Here is a 19,315-nt window from a genome sequence, read left to right on the forward strand (position 1 = left end):
TCGCTTGCTTGTTGCGCTTAACATAAAAATGTTTAAAGACCTCACATATGTGAGGTTTTTTTGTATTTATCTTGCAATAAAATTGTAAGTTTGTATTATTCAAATCCGTAGTGCAAATGATAATGGTTTGCACTATTACTACGAATAATAATTTAAAGCTCAACAAGGATGCTTCATGACCATTAAATCTTTAGTGACAAAAGCAGTAACTTCGTCACTCATTTTTGCCTCTGCTTCTTCTTTTGCAGCAGTAACTCAAGATCAAGTTGTAGAACACTATGCAGATATTGCTCATGCCGTGTTTGCAGATTCAGTAATTACAGCAAAAGCGTTGAACTCTTCTATTGATACCTTCTTAGCTTCTCCTTCTGCTGGCAACTTCGAACAAGTAAAACAAGCTTGGCTTGAGTCTCGCGTACCTTACCAACAGTCAGAAGTATTCCGCTTCGGCAACGCTGTTGTTGATGATTGGGAAGGCCAACTGAACGCATGGCCACTAGATGAAGGCCTGATTGACTACGTATCTTCTGATTACCAATATGAGCTTGGTAACGAAGGTGCTAGCGCAAACATCGTGGCTAACAAGACTTTCCAAATTGGTCAGACTACTGTTGATGCAACTAACATTACTCCAGAGCTAATCGCTGACTTGAACGAGATCGGCGGTTCTGAAGCGAACGTAGCGTCTGGCTACCACGCAATTGAATTCCTACTTTGGGGCCAAGATTTAAACGGCACAAACAGCGGTGCAGGTGAGCGTGCTTACACTGATTTCGTTGTTGGTGCTGAGTGTACTAACGGCAACTGTGACCGTCGTGGCGCATATCTAAAAGCATCTGCTGAGCTACTTATCCAAGACCTAGAGTGGATGGAAAAGCAGTGGGCTGAAGGCGAGAAAGGTAACTACCGTCAAGAACTGCTTTCTGAATCTAGCGAAAACGGCCTACGTAAAATGTTATTCGGCATGGGTTCACTGTCTCTTGGTGAGCTTGCTGGTGAGCGTATGAAAGTGGCTTTAGAAGCTAACTCTACTGAAGATGAGCACGATTGCTTCTCTGATAACACGCACAACTCTCACTACTACAACGAGCAAGGTATCTACAACGTTTATACGGGTCTATACAAGCGTGAAGACGGTACTCTGCTTTCAGGTCCTAGCCTGTTTGACCTAGTAGAGCAAAAAGATGAGCAAGCTGCGAAAGAGATCCAAAAGCAGTTTGACTTAGCACGTGCACAAGTTGGCCAGCTTGTTGTTTCTGCAGAGAAAAACAACCAGCATTTCGATCAGCTAATTGCTGCTGACAACGCTTCGGGTAACGCACTAGTAAACAAAACAATTGTTGCGCTAGTGTCTCAAACGGCTGCGATTGAGCGTGCTGCTGGTGTGATTGGCATTGATAGCCTTAACCCAGACACGGCTGATCACGAGTTCTAAGAACCCGAGACGAAAATCATAAAGGGCTCTCATTGAGCCCTTAATTGTTTGTTACTCATGAAAGTGACTCCCACATAAAAACTAAAATCAAAAACACAGCAAGGCAATGTATGAAGTCGTATCTCTCAGCCTCACTATTAACCGCACTGTTTTTCTTAGCTCCATTACATGCCCATGAAACCTACTCAGGTGGCAAAACAACCGTGAAGAAAGAGGGAGCAAACGCTTTTTCTCTTCCTGCTGCCAACCTACCAATGAGCAAACGCTTAGATTTCAGCGTAGGTAACAGCTTCTTTAGAAACCCTTGGGTTCCTGCACCATCATCAACCGATGCACGTGATGGATTGGGCCCATTGTTCAACACCAACGGTTGTCAAAACTGTCACATCAAAGATGGTCGTGGCCACGCGCCAGAAAAAGGCGATGAGAACGCGGTATCCATGCTGGTTCGCTTGAGTATTCCTGCTGAAACACCAGAGCAGAGACAAGCCTTTATTCGCGATGGTGGCATTCCAGAACCGACTTACGGTGGGCAGCTACAAGATTTCGCGCTTCAAGGTGTGAAACCAGAGGGTAAAGTGAACATCAGCTACACCGATGTTCCTGTTGAATTCAAAGACGGCACGGTTGTTACTCTACGTAAACCAACATTAAAAATCACTGAACTCGCGTTTGGTGAAATGCACCCTAAAACAGAATTTTCGGCTCGTGTTGCGCCACCAATGATCGGCCTAGGTCTGCTTGAGAGCATCCCACAAGAAACGATTCTTGGCTTCGCGAAGCAACAAGCTGCGGACAGCCAAGGCGTAACAGGCAAAGCCAATTATGTTCTTGATGTTCAAACCAACGAAATGGCGTTGGGTCGATTTGGTTGGAAAGCCGGACAGCCAAACCTAATGCAACAAAATGCTGCAGCATTTAACGGCGATTTGGGCTTAACAAGCAGCTTGTTCCCGAACGAAAACTGCACATCAGCTCAATCAACCTGTGATGATTTTCCAAATGGTGGTGAACCTGAAGTCAGCGATAACATCCTAGATTTTGTTGAGTTCTATTCGCAGCATTTGGCGGTTCCAATTCGTCGTAACGTTGATAAGCCTGCGGTTGTTCAAGGTAAAAAACTGTTTAAAGATATTGGTTGCCAAAGTTGTCACCAAGCTGAATTCCGCACGGCAGAGCGTGAAGGTTTGCCTGCATTGTCTAAGCAGTTAATTAGCCCATATACCGATATGTTGCTGCACGATATGGGTGAAGGCTTAGCGGATAACCGTCCTGAGTATCTTGCGAATGGCCAAGAATGGCGCACCACGCCATTGTGGGGATTAGGCTATACCAAAGAAGTGAATGGTCACACCTTCTTACTTCATGACGGTCGTGCGAGAAATGTTATGGAAGCTGTGCTTTGGCATGGCGGTGAAGCAGAAATGGCGAAACAAAACGTTTTAGAACTTAGTAGCAGCGAGCGTGAAGCACTATTGGCGTTCTTAAACTCGTTATAAGCTGAGTTGAATTCAGTTTAGTTAACGGCTAATGACTTAAGAAAGCCGCTATTAAACCACTTAGCACCGCTGAACTTGTAGCAATACGAGGCCAGCGGTCGTTTCGTATTTAATGAACTCATATAATTAAAAGAAAAATTAGGAAGTAAGGTAACAGCATGACACATAAATTTTTGTTAATGCCTTTGTCGGCATTAATTATGGCAGGCTGCCAATCATCGGGTGAGCAAGCCGCTTCATCTGAGGTTAACGGTGTGTCTTATCAAGCAGACACTACAGCCCATATTAGTCGCAGTGTTTATCGACAAGAGTTTGATTCTGCGGTGCTATTCGCGAAGCAATCGAGCGAATTAGAAGCTCTGATGCAAGGTTACTGTGAAACGGATAAGGTTGAGTTAGACGCTTTGAAAGCTCAATGGCAGATCACAATGAACAGCTGGATGGCACTACAAGGCCAAGAAAGAGGCCCAACAGCAGCGCTTGAAGAGAGCTGGAATGTTCAATTCTGGCCAGACAAAAAGAACACGACGGGTCTTAAGATGCGTCAGTTAACTCAGCAGAACAAAGCTTGGACTCAAGACGAAATCGCGCAGCAGAGTGTGACCGTTCAAGGGCTAGGTGCGTTGGAGTGGTCTCTGTACGACGAGCAATCTCCATTACTGCAAGACAAAGCGTCTGGTTGTCTATATTCACAAGCGATCGCACAAAACTTGGCAATGAAATCGGCCTCTATTGCTGAGGCATGGCAGGTTAACCCTTGGTTAGCGCTAGACGAGACTCGCTGGGAGTCTGAATACATCGCTTTATTGACCAACCAACTTGATTACAGCATGAAAAAGCTGAGTCGCCCGATGGCGAAAATTGGTCATCCGCGTCCTTACTTCTCAGAATCATGGCGTGCACAAACCTCGATGACTCAACTAAAAGCCAATGTAGCAGCACTTCAGAATTTGTACCTTGCCGGTGGCAATGGCCTAGACGGCTTGTTGAGAGAGAAGGGCTTAAACGACCTAGCTGATCGCGTTGCTGACCAGTTCACATTGACGCTAGATACTTGGCCTACAGACTCAAGCTTGTTTGAGTTATTGCAGAGCAAAGAGGGCTACCGCGAGGTGCTGACTCAATACAACAAACTAGAACGTTTGAAGTACCTGATTCATGAAGAAGTGGCGATAGAGCTTGGCGTGGTAATAGGATTTAATGCTACCGATGGTGACTGATACTACACGAAGAACCTTACTGAAAGCAGCACTTGGGTGTGCTGCTGTGCCTGTGCTGCCGTTCGGATGTGCTAGCCGTTCAGGTGAAAACGCATCGAATAAACCTCAGTTGATTGGTTGTGCGCTTAATGGTCGAGGCCAGTATTCCGCGGTTGTGGCTGATGAGTATGGCATGCCACTGAGCCAGCTACCTATCCCTGAGCGTGGCCATGGCGTCGCAATCTGCCCAACCTTATCACATGCGGTGGTTTTTGCCCGTCGTCCTGGTGACTATTTTATGGTGTTTGACTACAAAAACGGTCAGCAGATCAAAATGGTGGTGAAAGGTAACAACCGCCACTTCTATGGTCATGGCGTTTACTCATTAGACGGCACACTATTGTATGCCACTGAAGGGAAAACCGACACCAGTCAAGGCGTGATTGGCGTCTACGATGTCGCACAAGGGTATCGTAAGGTCGAAGAATTCACCGGTTTTGGTATTGGCCCTCACGAGGTGATTATCATGCCTGATGGTAATCTTGCTATCGGCGTTGGTGGTGTTCATACTGATGGCAGAACACCGAAAAACTTGGATTCCATGCAGCCTAGTTTGAGCTATGTTTCATCGCAAGGTGAGCTGCTTGATCAGGTTGAATTGTTGGATAAGAAGTTAAGCATTCGACACTTAGCGCATGATGGGGCAGAGACTGTACTTTGTGGCCAGCAATATCGCGGCGAACCGGATGAATATCCTTCACTTTTGGCGATGCACATCAAAGGTGGGCAGTTTGAATCACTGAATGCGGAGCCGGAGCAATGGGCAAGGTTCAATCATTATATTGCGAGTATTGCAGCCTCAGATGATTGGATTATCGCGACCTCGCCAAGAGGGAATTGCTACGGTATTTGGTCTAAACAAACCAAAGAGTTAGTTGAGCTTTCTGCGCTATCTGATGCCTCTGGTGCCGTGTTACTTGATGGAGAGTTTCGATTAAGCTCTGGGGCGGGAAGTGTGGTTAGTCAGCGCAAGCCTTATGAGAAATCAACTCAGCAATCATCGATCCAATGGGATAACCATTGGAGCTCAATCTGATTCATAAAGCCTCTTAAAAATAACATGCTTACTCCCATTTCTTTGCCATACTTATGGGATGGTTGGTGATGGAGTTAAGCATGTTCGCGAAATACTTCTGTGGGTTATTAGTTTTAGTTTCTGTGCACACATGGAGCTATACGAGTTCTGATGAAGGTCGTTTCTTTCCGGCTGATTCAGAGCTATCTTTCATGCTGATTTATCCCGAACTAACCCAGAGCATTTATCAAGACTCATCTCTCCCTATTCTTTGGGATTCGCCTGAACTTGTTAAGGCATTCGAATTTCAATTGTCGTTGCTCGAACAAGCACAAATGGCACCACTCTTTGAACGACAACTCAAGCAAATCCGTCACTATCAATCCCATGCACAATGGCAAGAGTTGGACATCTTACTCACCGACACCTTTATCTACTATTTAAGCTATGTTGAAAACGCACCATTTGCCGGTAAGGAGTGGTATTTCTCAGGTAAGCTGCATTCCAAATTACCTCCACCGTCCCCCCATATTTTGATGAGACTAAAAAGCAGTGTCGCCAATGATTACTTATTGGAGATGGTGTTGTCTTACGCACCGCCAGTAGGGGATTTTGACCAATTCAAAGCAACCTATTCCGTGTTAGAAACCGCGTCTGAACTCGATATTGAGCGGTACAGACAGAAAGGCTTAAAACGCTTGGGGGATAAGCTTTCAGACAAAACGGTTCTTGTTGAGCGCATTGCGTTGGTCGGCGTGGATACTTCTATGATTGCTGTCGATTTCCCTGTGTTTGATCGAGATCTGCAAGCGGCGATTCAGTCCTTCCAGCGCATGCACGGCCTAACAGCGGATGGGATTATTGGGCCAGACACGATCAAGTGGATCAACATGAGCTTCGATGATCGATTGAGCTCTTTGGCTTTGAATGCAGAGCGTGTTCGCTTGTGGCCAAGGAATAGAGACTCTCTTATAGTAGTCAACGTGCCTAGCTTTGATATGAAGTATTGGGAAGACGGCGAAGAGGTATTTGAGTCTAAGGTCGTCGTGGGAAGAAAATCGCGAAAAACCCCGCTTTTAGAGATAAACCTCGATTCTGTCATTCTAAACCCGACTTGGAATGTGCCATGGAAAATCATGGTCAAAGATATCCTGCCCAAAGTAAAAGCGGACGAAAGCTATTTAGAGACACACAACTTCCAAGTCATTGATGGCTGGCGTACCATGGAAACGGTCGATACCACCGAGATAGATTGGCAGACCATCAATTTCAATTCATTCCCATATCGAATGCGTCAACAGGCGGGTTCGAGTAATGCATTAGGTTTGTACAAGTTCAACACACCTAACAAAAGAGCGATTTATCTGCACGATACACCAAGTAAAGGTCTGTTTAATGATGACTTCCGTGCTTATAGCTCAGGTTGTATACGTGTCGAACATGCAGAAGAACTTGCTGAGTTATTGTTTGCCACTAAGGTAAGGAAAGTACCGAACCAAAATGATGACCTTGCTCCGAACACTAAGGTTCGCCTCAAAAAGCGAATTCCTGTGCATATCATCTATCAAACCGTGTTGTTTGAAGAAGGGGGCATACAGTACCGTGGCGATATCTACCAATATGATAAAGAGGGTGGTTGATTAAAATGTGTTCAATAAAGGTGATCTTGACTAAAAAATGACAACTAAGCTTCTATTGATAAAATTATAATGTGGATCAATAACTAACCGCGTAAAGGTTACAAATACTAACCTTTTGAGCGCTTTTAGTACGTTGACGCAGCAATTTCCATTATGTATCGTGCATTTTTCGTTCGATCTAATTGGTTTTTTTGCTGTATGTCTCAAAGTTTATTTTCTCGCCGTCAGTTTCTGACTTACGCTGGTGGTACCGCTGTTATCGCCTCAATTACACCTTCTATCGCTTTTGCTTCATACCCGGATCAACCAAGAACGATTAGCATGAATAACCTTCACACCGGTGAAAGATTAGAGACCTGTTATTTCGATGGTACTAACTATGTTGGTGACGAGATGGCACGCCTTAGCAAGCTATGTCGCGATTTCCGCCGCAATGAAATTCATCCAATGGATAAAAACCTGTTTGATCAGATCACTCAGATTCAAAACGTGTTAGGTATTCAAAAAGAAGTCCAGATCATCTCTGGTTACCGTTCTCCAGCGACCAATGAAGCATTGCGCTCAAAGTCGAGTGGCGTGGCGAAGAAGAGTTATCACATGCTTGGTAAAGCGATCGATTTTCGTATCGATGGTGTCGATCTGAAAGAGCTAAGAGACGTAGCCAAAAGCCTGAATGCCGGTGGTGTTGGTTATTATGCACGTAGCAACTTTATCCATATCGATACTGGCCCAGTACGTAGCTGGTAGAGTTAGGTTGAGTTTGCGAGCGAATGCTAGGTACTTGTCAAAGTAGACATCCAATGTCATAGTTTGCCCAAATTTCAGTTTGCCCTCTAAGGTTTGTATATGTCTCTTAAGTATCAAGTTGTACCTGTTACCTCTTTCTCTCAAAACTGCTCAATTGTGTGGTGTGATGAGACAATGGAAGGCATCGTTGTCGATCCGGGCGGTGATGTTCAACAACTAGCTGCGATCATTGAAGAGCTAGGTGTTAAAGTGGTGAACTTGGTACTGACGCACGGTCACTTAGATCATGTTGGTGGTACGGTACCACTTGCTGAGATCTTAAAGGTGAATATTGTTGGTCCACATAAGGCCGATAACTTCTGGCTTCAAGGTCTAGAGAATCAAAGCCAAATGTTTGGATTTCCACTGTGTAAAGCCTTTGAACCAAACACTTGGTTAGAAGAGGGTGACAAAGTCACGTTTGGTAATCAAGTGATCGACGTGATTCACACGCCGGGCCACACTCCAGGCCATGTTGTACTGTTCAGCGAGCAAGCACGTCTAGCGTTTGTGGGTGATGTATTGTTTAACGGCGCAATTGGTCGTACTGACTTCCCACAAGGTGATTTCAATACACTTATCGCTTCAATTAAGACAAAGCTTTGGCCACTAGGCAGTGACGTAACATTCGTTCCGGGTCATGGTCCTGAATCGACATTCGGTCGCGAGCGCGCATCAAACCCGTTCGTAGCAGATGAAATGCCTCTGTACTAATTAAGCCTTTGATTAAAAGACCAGTTGTTCGTGTCGATTGATTGAAAAATGAAGCTTAGCTTTTGTTGTGAAAGCTAAGCTTTTTTATTGCGCGCGAATTTACTGGCAACCCTTAGTCAGAAGGGCGTTTAGCAGCAGCCAAGTAGCGTCGAGCCAGTCCAACAAACTCTTCTCCACTCATATTTAAATCTTGAGTTGATATGAAAATATCATAACCGTGGAAGCCCCTTTGATACTTCATCCTGTTGGCAAGCATCGCCTGTAATCCAGAATAGTCTTTAATCACCGTGCTTTGATTGTTCGTTTCATCAGATGATTCTGAGGTCGTCTGTGTTTGGCTATCGTTGAAGCTTACCTCTTCAGTATTTTTTAACTCTTTATATCGGCTCAGTTCCACACAACCGTTCTCAGTGCAGCGCGTATGGTAATGCGATGAGTCGAGAACCATATCTTCAAAGTTTGACTCTTTACCCGCTTGTTTGGCTCCTAGATACAAAAGTGCTCGTTGGCTGAGTAATAACTCACAGGTGATTTTGGGGCAGATCGAATCGAGGTAGGGCGAGTAATCTTTAACCTTGATACCAATCCAAGGCAAAGGTTGGTGCCAGCCATCTTGTTCATAGGTGCAAAGCCCAATTTTTTGGATGTTGTTCCACTTTAAGACCCAGCCCCCTTTATAAAAATGCTGCTGAAAATGAGTCGGGGTGAGTGTGAACATCACTCGGCTGCGCAGCATCAAATAGTAGCCGGTTCCCAGAAGGGCAATACTGCAAAAAGCACCCACGATCAGTAACTTTGGGTTGTCACTGTAGAGCGCAACGATCAAGCAAATGAAGCCTAAAATAACGGCGAGGATACGGTACGAGCGAGTGAATGAAGGCAAAGAGAAATTAGTAAGGTGACGAGTGTCCATAGGCAACACCAAGTTTTCATATTTTTGTCTGGATGGATAACCAGTGTATATGACCCTGAATTGATAAGTCGATGTTTAAATAATAGACGCTAGTAGACAATATCGGTATTTTTCGTCGACTTTCGACGCTTCACTCTACAAATAGCTCCTGTTTTTTGGTATAAATCGCGCTTCAAATTTTCACCACTGCGAAAAGAGCAGTGAACTGGAGAAATATTCAATGAGACTTGCTCATAAGCGTAAGGTGCAGGCTAAACTGCAGAAACGCACTAAAGCGGCTGTAGTTAAAGCAGTGGCAACGCCGAAAAAAGCGAAGCCTGTCGCAGAGAAAGTTGTAGCAGAAAAAACTGTAGCAGCAAAACCAGCGGTAGAAAAAGCAGTAGCAGCAACTAAAGAAGTTGCAGTAGCACTGACTCCTAAGCAACAACAAGTTCTAGACATCGTTGTTAGCAATGCTGAAGGCATTAACCCTAAAGGTATCGGCCTAGCAGCTGGTCAAGAAGACGCGAAAGCAGCTTCATGGGCAACAGGCGCATTGAAAAAACTTCTTGAAGAAAACCTAGTAGCGAAAGAGCAGCTAGCAGGTAACAAGGTTATCTACAAAGCTATCTAATCCTTTGGGATTCTATTCGCTTCGTTAAGTTTTTAAGCCTCGATTTTCGAGGCTTTTTTGTATTTGTCGGATTATCCTAATCCTAATCCTAATCCCATATTCACATTCAAACCCAAATTAAAATCAACCCCAGAAGCCTTATTTCCAATTGGCTGACCCCTTACGTTTTTAGTCTGTCTTTCGCGTGTCCTATGTTTTAAATCAATAAGCATCAAAGTAGGTTTTCTGATTCTCTGAAATTATGATTTTCTCGGATTGAATGCATTTAGGTGCGTATTTGAAGTGTGGTGAGAATAGAGCCTCATCACGAAATGGCAATCAATTGTTAACGGTATTTAATTATTAATACTTAGGTATTTATCAACAAACATTCCTCTAGTGAATAAGGTGATTCCTTTAAAATCGACATCACTCAATCATCTCCTACGTAGTTCTACGTAATCCTTTGGTCTAATACGCAGTTTGTGTACGCCTGTCGTGCGTGCTCTCCCTGATATCTTGTTACCTCATCACGGTGCACTCTTATGTTGAATCATAAAAAATGCTCATAGAAAGAGTGTTAACCCAACAAAGGACGTGAACATGAGTCTCATTTCTAACTCCCTCACACGAGTTTTTAAAAACGTTGCAGTAACCGCTGCGGCTTGTTTAGCTTTGGTCGCTACTGGTGCTACAGCCGCTGATAAGGTTTACCGTTTAAAGCTTGCAGAAACGTGGGGACCAAACTTCCCAGTTTTCGGTGATGCAACTAAGAACATGGCAGCGATGGCTGAGAAGATGTCGAATGGTCGACTTCAAATCAGAATCGATTCAGCAAACAAACACAAAGCCCCTCTTGGCGTTTTTGACATGGTCAAGTCTGGTCAATACGACATGGGTCACTCAGGCTCTTACTACTGGAAAGGTAAAGTTCCAAACACTCTTTACTTCACTTCTATGCCTTTCGGTATGACGCCAGCAGAACAATACGCGTGGTTCTATCACGGTGGTGGTATGGAGTTGATGGAGCAAGTTTACTCTCCACACAACTTGATGTCGTTCCCAGGTGGTAACACAGATATTCAGATGGGTGGTTGGTTTCAAAAAGAGATCAACAGCGTTGAAGATCTACAAGGTCTGAAAATGCGAATCCCAGGCTTTGCCGGCGAGATTCTTGCTGAGCTAGGTGCTAAACCGACGAATATTGCCCCAGGTGAACTTTACACGTCTCTAGAGCGTCGCACGATTGATGCACTAGAGTGGGTAGGTCCATCACTTGATCTGCGTATGGGTTTCCACAAAATCGCGCCGTACTACTACACAGGTTGGCATGAGCCGGGCTCAGAGCTTCAATTCCTAGTGAACAAGCGCACTTGGAACAAGCTGCCTGAAGATCTACAAGAAATCTTACGTGTTGCAATGCGTACCGCGGCTTACGACATGTACACACAAGCTACGCACGAAAGTGGTAAGAACTGGGTTTCAATGAAGACTGAGTACCCAGATGTACAAGTGAAAGACTTCCCGCCAGCGGTTATGTCTGCACTGAAAGAAGCGAACGATCGCCTACTTGCTGCACATGCTGAGAAAGATGAATTGGCGAAAGAGATCCAAGCTTCACAAGCAAGTTACCTAGAGCAAGTGCGCTCATGGACGGATATTTCACATAGAGCTTACCTAAATAGCCAAGCGAAATAATCGCCCCTTGTTGAACTGAATTTAAATGAACCCGACGCTTTTCTTATTGAGTATTTAAGAGCGAATAAGCCGAGGGTTCATTTTAAACATAATAATTAAATGCCCAAGAACCCTTTCTACGTCGTGCCTATTGCTAGCTATAAACTGAATCGTTTTTAGTTGGGTTAGCTGTACTGCGCGATGTCTTTTCAAATTCCATGGAGTCGGGAATGCGAAGTCTAATTTATATTGAACGCCTGTTTAATCGTATCGGTGATGCACTGGGATGGCTTTCCAGTATGTTGTTTATTTTACTGATCGCCAACGTCGTGTATGACGTTGTCATGAGATATGCATTCAACGATGTCTCTATCGCCTTCCAAGAGATGGAATGGCATCTGTTCTCTGCCGTTTTCCTATTAGGTGTGCCATATGCCATCAAAGCGGGTGGTCATGTTCGAGTCGACGTCTTCTATGAGCAGTTGAGCTTTAAAGCGCAAGCCATTATTGATCTGTTAGGTACGCTTATCTTCCTACTGCCGTTTTGTTTGCTTGTAGCTTGGTTTGGTATTGATGTGGCCAAAGAGAGCTATGAACTTGGTGAAACCTCAGGCGATCCGGGTGGCCTGCCGTATCGCTGGATCATCAAAGCCATGATCCCGTTGTCATTCTTCTTAATGGCACTCAGTGGCGTAGGTTTGATCCTGCATTCACTGAACAAGATTTTTAATCCGCACCTTATCCATGCAAACAATATTCATACAAAGAACAAGTAGAGGCTGAACATGATTGGAATAGTAATGTTTTTCGTAGCCTTGTTTGCACTTTTACTTGGCTTCCCAGTAGCGTTTACCTTTGGTGGTATCGCGTTAATCTTTGGTGTTTGGGCTGAGGGCATCGAAATGTTTGCCTTCATGCCATATCGAATTCAATCAATCATGGAAAACACGGTGCTGATGGCCGTTCCATTGTTTGTTTTCATGGGGCTTGTTCTGCAAAAGACCAAGCTTGCTGAGCAGTTGCTTGAGTCTATGGGGCGATTGTTTGGTGGTGTTCGTGGTGGTATCGCGATTTCAACCGTACTAGTAGGTTCACTGCTTGCGGCTTCTACTGGCGTCGTTGGTGCTTCTGTTGTTGCAATGGGACTTATCTCATTGCCGGTAATGCTCAAATACAATTACGATAAAGGCTTAGCCTGCGGCACTATTTGTGCGTCTGGTACGTTAGGGCAAATCATCCCGCCATCTATCGTTTTGATTCTATTAGGCGATGTTCTTGGCGTGCCTGTTGGTGACTTGTTCCAAGCCGCAATTTGGCCGGGCGTGATGTTAGTTGGCGCGTACATCCTTTATATCTTGATATACGCCAAGCTCCACCCTGAAGCGGCTCAACCGATTGAGCGAGATGATTCAATCAGCCGTAAGCAAGAAGTGTTAGATGCACTTAAAGCGATTCTTCCACCTCTCGCGTTAATCATAGTGGTACTGGGTTCAATCTTTGCGGGTGTTGCTACGCCTACAGAGTCTGCTGCTCTCGGTGGTGCAGGTGCGATGGTACTTGCTTTGCTATACGGTCAATTCAGTTGGTCGATGGTGTATGACGCGTCTAAAGAGACGGTGAAAGTCACGGCGATGGTATTCGCTATCTTGTTGGGTGCGACGGCATTCTCAATGGCGTTTACCTACACGGGTGGTGACTATCTGGTTGAAGAGTGGATGCTACAACTGCCAGGTGAGAAATGGGGCTTCCTGATCATTACTATGTTGGTGATTTTGATTTTGGGTTTCTTTATCGACTTCGTAGAGATCTGTTTCATCATCGTGCCGATCATTGCGCCAGTTGCTGAACTGATGGGCATCAACATGACATGGTTCGCTATCCTTATCGCGATGAACCTACAAACCTCTTTCTTAACGCCGCCATTTGGTTTTAGTCTGTTCTATTTAAAAGGGGTAGCACCAAAAGGCGTGACGACCAAGGACATCTATCGTGGCGTGATGCCGTTCATTCTGATTCAAATCCTCGTACTTGGATCACTTCTCGCTTTCCCTTCTTTCTATGGAATGTGAGTGAAGCCTAGAATGTGAATGATATGTTTCAACGACTATCTATAAATTGATAAAGTAAAACGGCTTATTGATGTTCAGTAAGCCGTTTTTTGTGAGGGAAAGGAATGCCTCTAAAAGCCAAGCTGATTTTGCTGACGCTGCTCCCGTTGCTGCTCGTAACGGCGAGTATCAGCTGGATCTCGTTACATCAAACCAAGACATTGGGTGATAAAGAAGTTGAGATCTTTAGAGATAGCCTAATCAAGTCGCGCGAAAACGCCCTCAAAGACACGGTTGACCTTGCGTTCGATGCCATAGAACACATCTATAACGATCCAAATATCCAAGAAGCTCAAGCCAAAAAAGAAGTTCGAACCATATTGTCTAAACTTAGATATGGCTCTGATGGGTATTTCTTCGCCTATGATCGCCACGGGACCAACTTGGTTCATCCAATACAGCCAGAGTTGATAGGTCAAAACCTACTGCAACTGCAAGATGAGGATGGTGACTTTCTGATAGAAGCTCTGTTAAGAGAGGCGCAAACCGGAGGTGGTTTTCACCAATATTTGTGGCAAAAGCCTTCGACGGGTGAGGTGGTGTCTAAGTTGAGCTACGCCGCTTGGCTAGAGCGTTGGGACTGGATGATTGGCACCGGTTTGTATATCGAAGATGTGCATCAAGAAGTGGCTTCGATGCAGGCTGCAATAAACAAGAACATTGAAACCACGTTCTTTTCGATTGTGGTGATTTTGAGCGTGACGGTCGCCGTTATTATCGTGCTTACCTTAGCCATCAACATGCATGAACATCGCATTGCCGATAACAATTTGAAGGAACTGGCACATAAAACGGTGATGTTTCAAGAGGACGAAAAGAAGCACTTAGCGCGTGAGTTACATGATGGTATTAATCAATTATTAGTGTCGAGTCGTTGCCACTTAGAGCTACTCGGTAATAAGTTACAAAGTGAAGACCTTAAAGCACATTTGAATAAGTCACAGCACTCACTGATGCGAGCGATTGAAGAGGTGAGGCACATTTCACATCAACTTCGCCCAAGTTCACTGGATGACATAGGCTTAGAAGCGGCATTGTCTTCGTTGTTATTAGATTTTCAGGCGCACTCCGGCATTGAGGTGGAAACTTTATTTAGCACTCAACCGGGTAAGTTAAAATCAGAAGCCGCAACGACCTTGTATCGAGTGGTACAAGAGTCCCTGAATAACATAGAGAAACACGCACAAGCGACCAAAGTAACGGTTATCGCCCAGCAAATTGGTAACGTGTTGCAACTGCTTATCCAAGATAATGGTGTCGGTTTCAATACCTATAAAGCGATGGAAAAGCGAGGGATCGGGCTGCGTAACATGAGAGAGCGAGTGGAGTTCATTGGCGGTGATTTTGAGTTGATGAGTGAGATTGGTTTCGGAACGGAAATTACGGTGTTACTGACACTAGAAGGATTAGTGAATGAGTGAAGTTATTCGAGTTGTGATTGCTGACGATCACCAAGTCGTACTGGATGGCTTTATGGCGAGATTAGAACTCGAGCCTGATATTAGCGTGATAGGCACAGCCAGTAATGGATTAGAAGCGGTTGAGACAGTGAAAACGCTGCGCCCTGATGTGGTGTTGATGGATATCAGCATGCCCATCATGAATGGTATTGATGCGACCCACCTGATTAAAGAAGAAGACCCTGAAGCCAAGGTGTTGATGCTGACCATGCATAACAACCGTGAATACATTATGAAGGTGATGCAGTCGGGTGCGGTCGGCTATATGTTGAAAGAGATTTCGGCTGAAAAAATGGTGCAGGCAATCAAAACGGTTAATCAAGGCTCAACCTATTTCTGTGAAAAAGTAACGCAGAATTTGTTTACTCAGCCGATTACTCCGACGCCATCTGTGAAGAATCCATTGAGCAGACGTGAAGAGGCTGTGCTGAAATTAGTCGCAAAAGGGGAGAGCAGTAAAGAGGTCGCGAAGGCACTGAATATCAGCTATCGAACGGTCGAAACCCATAGACAGAATATTAAGCATAAGCTGGACATTCACTCTACAGCAGAGCTTGCTAAATACGCAGTCAGCTCCGGGCTTGTGGACTGATCTTACGCTAAATTACATTAAATGTGTAATTTAATTACTAAATGTGCAATTTAGGCCTCCTTTATGGAGGTTTTTTTAGTATTTTTGCGACAGGTTGATATTCTTCATTTCGAAATTTAAGCGCCGAATGCAATGTTGCAAACAGTGCGCTGCAAATTAGAGAGGAAGCATGGAGCCTGTAAAAGATAGGTATAGTATTGAAAATACCGATTATACAATAGGACAAGATAACGTTCAGAAATGGGGTTTTGATGTTCATAACCCAGTATTTGGAATCAGCGCAGGGGCGATCATTATCTTCCTGTTGGCACTTCTAGTCTCAGACCCTGAAACCGCAAAAGCGGCGCTTGATGGAATCAAATGGAAAGTCATCGGTAACTTCGATGGTTTCTTCATGTGGGCAGCAAACATCTTCGTTATTTTCTGTTTTGCCCTCATTGTCTCCCCGTATGGCAAGATACGTATTGGTGGCAATGATGCCAAAGCAGAGCACTCAAACCTATCTTGGATGTCGATGTTATTCGCCGCGGGAATGGGTATTGGCCTAATGTTCTGGGGTGTTGCTGAACCAGTGGCTTACTTCACTGGCTGGTATGAAACGCCATTAGGTGTTGAAGCTTACTCTCCTGAAGCGGCGAAGTTAGCGCTCGGCGCGACCATCTACAACTGGGGTCTTCACGGTTGGGCGATTTACGCTGTTGTTGCTTTGGCGCTTGCCTTCTTCACCTTCAATAAAGGTTTACCTCTATCAATCCGCTCTATTTTCTACCCTATCTTAGGTGATAGAACTTGGGGTTGGTTTGGTCATATTGTTGATATCGTTGCTGTGCTTGCAACACTGTTTGGTCTTGCAACTTCATTGGGTTTAGGTGCTCAACAAGCAACAAGTGGTATTAACCATGTATTTGGTACCGATGGCGGTATTGGCATGCAACTGGTTGTTATCGCAGTGGTCACATTCTTAGCAACAATGTCAGTGGTTCGCGGCATTAACGGCGGCGTAAAGGTTCTGAGTAACGTCAACATGTTGGTTGCTTTGGGCTTGCTTATCTTCGTAACCATCGCTGGTGGCATGGCGGGTATTAAAGCCATTCCAACGGCATTGATGGGCTATATCGAAAACTTTATTCCTTTAAGTAATCCTCATGGTCGTGATGATGAAACTTGGATGCAGGGTTGGACGGTATTCTACTGGGCGTGGTGGATGTCTTGGTCTCCATTCGTAGGCATGTTCATCGCTCGTATCTCTAAAGGTCGTACGATTCGTGAATTCATCGTTGCTGTATTGTTCATCCCAACGACCGTAATCATCATCTGGATGGCTATTTTTGGTGGTATCGCGATTGATCAAGTGGCGAACAAGGTGGGTGAGATTGGTGTGAATGGTCTGCAAGATATTACACTTTCTCTTTTCCATACTTACGATGCACTGCCAATGAGCTCTGTGCTTTCAGTGGTATCGATTGGGTTGATTATGGTGTTCTTTATCACCTCGTCTGATTCAGGTTCATTGGTTATCGATAGTATTACCTCTGGCGGTAAAGTCGATGCCCCTGTTCCACAACGCGTATTTTGGGCGTTGATGGGCGGTGCGATTGCAGCGGTTCTATTGTGGGTTGGTGGTACGGAATCTATTCAAGCATTACAAGCTGGAACGGTATCAATGGCGCTACCATTTGCCTTCATATTATTGCTTATGTGCCTAAGCTTATTGTTAGGTTTACGAACTGAAAATCAATTGGTTAAGCATCAAAATGCTTTGAGTTGAAAGTATTTTTGATAAAAAGGTCGGCATGGTCGACCTTTTTTTCGTCATAAACTTGAGTAATTGCGTGGATTTTGTTTGTAATTTCATCGAACCGATTCTGGTTTACTGAAAACAACAACTTAACCTGCTAAACTTCAGACATCCAAGTATTTGAATTATTGTGACAACAGCTTGTACTACTTGGATTGTATGTTCGAGTTTGTAATTAAGTCGCAGGTAAGTAAGGGATACGAGGTCAATAGACCCTATTAGTATTCCGTAGAGAGGGATAATGACTAAAGGTATAGATAAATACAGTATCGACAGTACGGATTACACTGTTGGTCAAGATAACGTCCAAAAATGGGGTTTTGATGTTCATAACCCAGTATTTGGTATCAGTGCGGGACTTATCGCCTTGTTCTTGATCGGTGTTCTACTTACAGATACCGCTTCAGCAAAGGCAGCACTAGATGGTGTTAAATGGCAAATTATCAATTCATTTGATTGGCTGTTCATCTGGTCCGGTAACATTTTCGTTATTTTTTGCTTGGGCTTGATTGTTTCTCCATTTGGTAAAATCCGCCTAGGTGGCGTTGATGCAACCGCTGATTACTCATTCATGTCTTGGTTGTCCATGCTGTTCGCTGCAGGTATGGGTATCGGTTTGATGTTCTGGAGTGTGGCGGAGCCAGCTGCTTACTACACAGGTTGGTATGAAACGCCGTTAGGTGTTGAAGCGAATACACCAGAAGCGGCTAAGCTAGCACTAGGTGCAACCATGTATCACTGGGGACTGCACCCTTGGGCGATTTATGGTGTAGTGGCATTGTCACTTGCTTTCTTCTCTTACAACAAGGGATTACCTCTTTCAATTCGTTCTATCTTTTACCCAATCTTAGGTGATAGAGCTTGGGGCTGGGCAGGTCACATTGTTGATATTCTTGCAGTTCTTGCAACCCTATTCGGTTTGGCGACATCGCTTGGCCTAGGTGCACAACAAGCGGCAAGTGGTATTCAGCATGTATTCGGTATTGAAGCGGGCTTAGGGCTGCAAGTCATTGTTATTACAGTGGTGACTTTATTAGCGGTTGTCTCCGTACTTCGTGGTATTGATGGTGGCGTTAAAGTTATCAGTAATATCAATATGCTAGTAGCTTTCTTACTGCTGATCTTAGTTGCGCTAATCGGTTATGCAGTGACGCTGGGGTCAATCCCAACAACATTGATGGCATACATCGAAAACATCATTCCGCTGAGTAACCCTCACGGCCGTGAAGATGAAGCTTGGCTACATGGTTGGACGGTATTCTATTGGGCTTGGTGGATCTCATGGTCACCATTCGTAGGTATGTTTATCGCTCGTGTTTCTAAAGGTCGTACGGTTCGTGAGTTCATCACAGCAGTACTGATTGTACCGACTACCGTGACTATCATTTGGATGTCAGTGTTTGGTGGTATGGCGATTGACCAAATCGTTAATAACATTGGTATTCTTGGTCAAGAAGGTTTAACCGATGTATCGCTAGCGATGTTCCAAATGTTTGATGTATTACCATTTGGTACTCTGCTTTCAATCATTGCGGTTGTATTGGTTTTAGTCTTCTTCATTACATCGTCTGACTCAGGCTCTCTAGTAATCGATAGCATCACCGCGGGTGGTAAAGTTGATACGCCAGTGCCTCAACGTGTGTTCTGGGCGTTCCTAGAAGGTGCGATTGCTGTGGCTCTATTGTGGGTTGGTGGTACTGAAGCAGTACAAGCTCTACAAGCGGGTGCAATCTCGACGGCATTGCCATTCACCATCATTCTATTACTGATGTGTGTGAGCTTGCTAATGGGTATGCGTACAGAAAAACGCTAGTCTTTCTAAGCTAA

Annotated in this window: 16 protein-coding genes; 15 read left to right on the plus strand and 1 reads right to left on the minus strand. The window is 44.6% G+C overall.

The genetic code is table 11. The annotated features are described in order from the left end of the window. The first annotated feature begins 175 nt into the window (after positions 1-175). From L4C44_RS13150 to L4C44_RS13180, 7 genes are all read left to right on the plus strand, one after another. Positions 176-1,435, plus strand: a complete 1,260-nt coding sequence (locus tag L4C44_RS13150) for an imelysin family protein (RefSeq protein ID WP_327783714.1) — start codon at positions 176-178, stop codon at positions 1,433-1,435. Between the two features lie 110 nt (positions 1,436-1,545). Continuing rightward, positions 1,546-2,934 carry a di-heme oxidoreductase family protein gene (locus L4C44_RS13155; RefSeq protein WP_146489877.1) on the plus strand — a complete coding sequence of 463 codons (1,389 nt, stop codon included), beginning with the start codon at positions 1,546-1,548 and terminating at the stop codon, positions 2,932-2,934. A gap of 158 nt (positions 2,935-3,092) precedes the next feature. Beyond that, positions 3,093-4,154, plus strand: a complete 1,062-nt coding sequence (locus L4C44_RS13160; RefSeq protein WP_428805192.1) for an imelysin family protein — start codon at positions 3,093-3,095, stop codon at positions 4,152-4,154. Beyond that, positions 4,144-5,229: a DUF1513 domain-containing protein gene (locus L4C44_RS13165; protein WP_428805193.1), complete on the plus strand. Its 1,086-nt coding sequence runs from the start codon at positions 4,144-4,146 to the stop codon at positions 5,227-5,229. The genes L4C44_RS13160 and L4C44_RS13165 overlap by 11 nt, the downstream gene beginning before the upstream one ends. Positions 5,230-5,309: 80 nt before the next feature. Next, positions 5,310-6,848, plus strand: a complete 1,539-nt coding sequence (locus L4C44_RS13170) for a L,D-transpeptidase family protein (RefSeq protein WP_428805194.1) — start codon at positions 5,310-5,312, stop codon at positions 6,846-6,848. Positions 6,849-7,046: 198 nt separating this feature from the next. Continuing rightward, positions 7,047-7,595 carry a peptidoglycan L,D-endopeptidase MepK gene (gene mepK, locus L4C44_RS13175; protein ID WP_048659567.1) on the plus strand — a complete coding sequence of 183 codons (549 nt, stop codon included), beginning with the start codon at positions 7,047-7,049 and terminating at the stop codon, positions 7,593-7,595. 99 nt (positions 7,596-7,694) lie between these two features. After that, a complete protein-coding gene (locus tag L4C44_RS13180) occupies positions 7,695-8,348 on the plus strand; it encodes an MBL fold metallo-hydrolase (protein ID WP_010438163.1) in 654 nt (217 codons plus the stop codon). Between the two features lie 112 nt (positions 8,349-8,460). Here L4C44_RS13180 and L4C44_RS13185 read toward each other — a convergent pair whose 3' ends face one another. After that, positions 8,461-9,261: a DUF2982 domain-containing protein gene (locus tag L4C44_RS13185; RefSeq protein ID WP_048669257.1), complete on the minus strand. Its 801-nt coding sequence runs from the start codon at positions 9,259-9,261 to the stop codon at positions 8,461-8,463. 220 nt (positions 9,262-9,481) lie between these two features. On the opposite strand from L4C44_RS13185, the gene L4C44_RS13190 reads away from it, so the two are divergent. The 8 genes from L4C44_RS13190 (at position 9,482) to L4C44_RS13225 (ending at position 19,301) form a co-directional block, all read left to right on the plus strand. Continuing rightward, the gene (locus tag L4C44_RS13190; RefSeq protein ID WP_004733388.1) at positions 9,482-9,874 is read left to right on the plus strand and encodes a hypothetical protein; all 393 of its coding nucleotides are present in this window, start codon (positions 9,482-9,484) and stop codon (positions 9,872-9,874) included. A gap of 582 nt (positions 9,875-10,456) precedes the next feature. Then, positions 10,457-11,551: a TRAP transporter substrate-binding protein gene (locus L4C44_RS13195; protein ID WP_123295016.1), complete on the plus strand. Its 1,095-nt coding sequence runs from the start codon at positions 10,457-10,459 to the stop codon at positions 11,549-11,551. 209 nt (positions 11,552-11,760) lie between these two features. Then, on the plus strand, positions 11,761-12,306 hold the full coding sequence (locus L4C44_RS13200; RefSeq protein WP_017060958.1) for a TRAP transporter small permease subunit: 546 nt from the start codon (positions 11,761-11,763) through the stop codon (positions 12,304-12,306). A 9-nt stretch (positions 12,307-12,315) separates the two neighbouring features. Further along, positions 12,316-13,599: a TRAP transporter large permease gene (locus L4C44_RS13205; RefSeq protein ID WP_123309824.1), complete on the plus strand. Its 1,284-nt coding sequence runs from the start codon at positions 12,316-12,318 to the stop codon at positions 13,597-13,599. A gap of 104 nt (positions 13,600-13,703) precedes the next feature. Then, positions 13,704-15,059, plus strand: a complete 1,356-nt coding sequence (locus L4C44_RS13210) for a cache domain-containing protein (protein ID WP_060982443.1) — start codon at positions 13,704-13,706, stop codon at positions 15,057-15,059. Continuing rightward, entirely contained in the window at positions 15,052-15,690 is a 639-nt protein-coding gene (locus L4C44_RS13215) for a response regulator transcription factor (RefSeq protein WP_102480654.1), read from the plus strand. The genes L4C44_RS13210 and L4C44_RS13215 overlap by 8 nt, the downstream gene beginning before the upstream one ends. A 169-nt stretch (positions 15,691-15,859) precedes the next feature. After that, a complete protein-coding gene (locus L4C44_RS13220; RefSeq protein WP_428805195.1) occupies positions 15,860-17,458 on the plus strand; it encodes a BCCT family transporter in 1,599 nt (532 codons plus the stop codon). A gap of 271 nt (positions 17,459-17,729) precedes the next feature. After that, complete coding sequence (locus L4C44_RS13225; RefSeq protein WP_048659559.1) at positions 17,730-19,301, plus strand: BCCT family transporter; 1,572 nt, start codon at positions 17,730-17,732, stop codon at positions 19,299-19,301. The last annotated feature ends 14 nt before the right edge of the window (positions 19,302-19,315 follow it).

Origin of the sequence: Vibrio satsumensis (assembly GCF_050337435.1) — a bacterium.
GTDB classification, from domain to species: Bacteria; Pseudomonadota; Gammaproteobacteria; order Enterobacterales; family Vibrionaceae; genus Vibrio; species Vibrio satsumensis.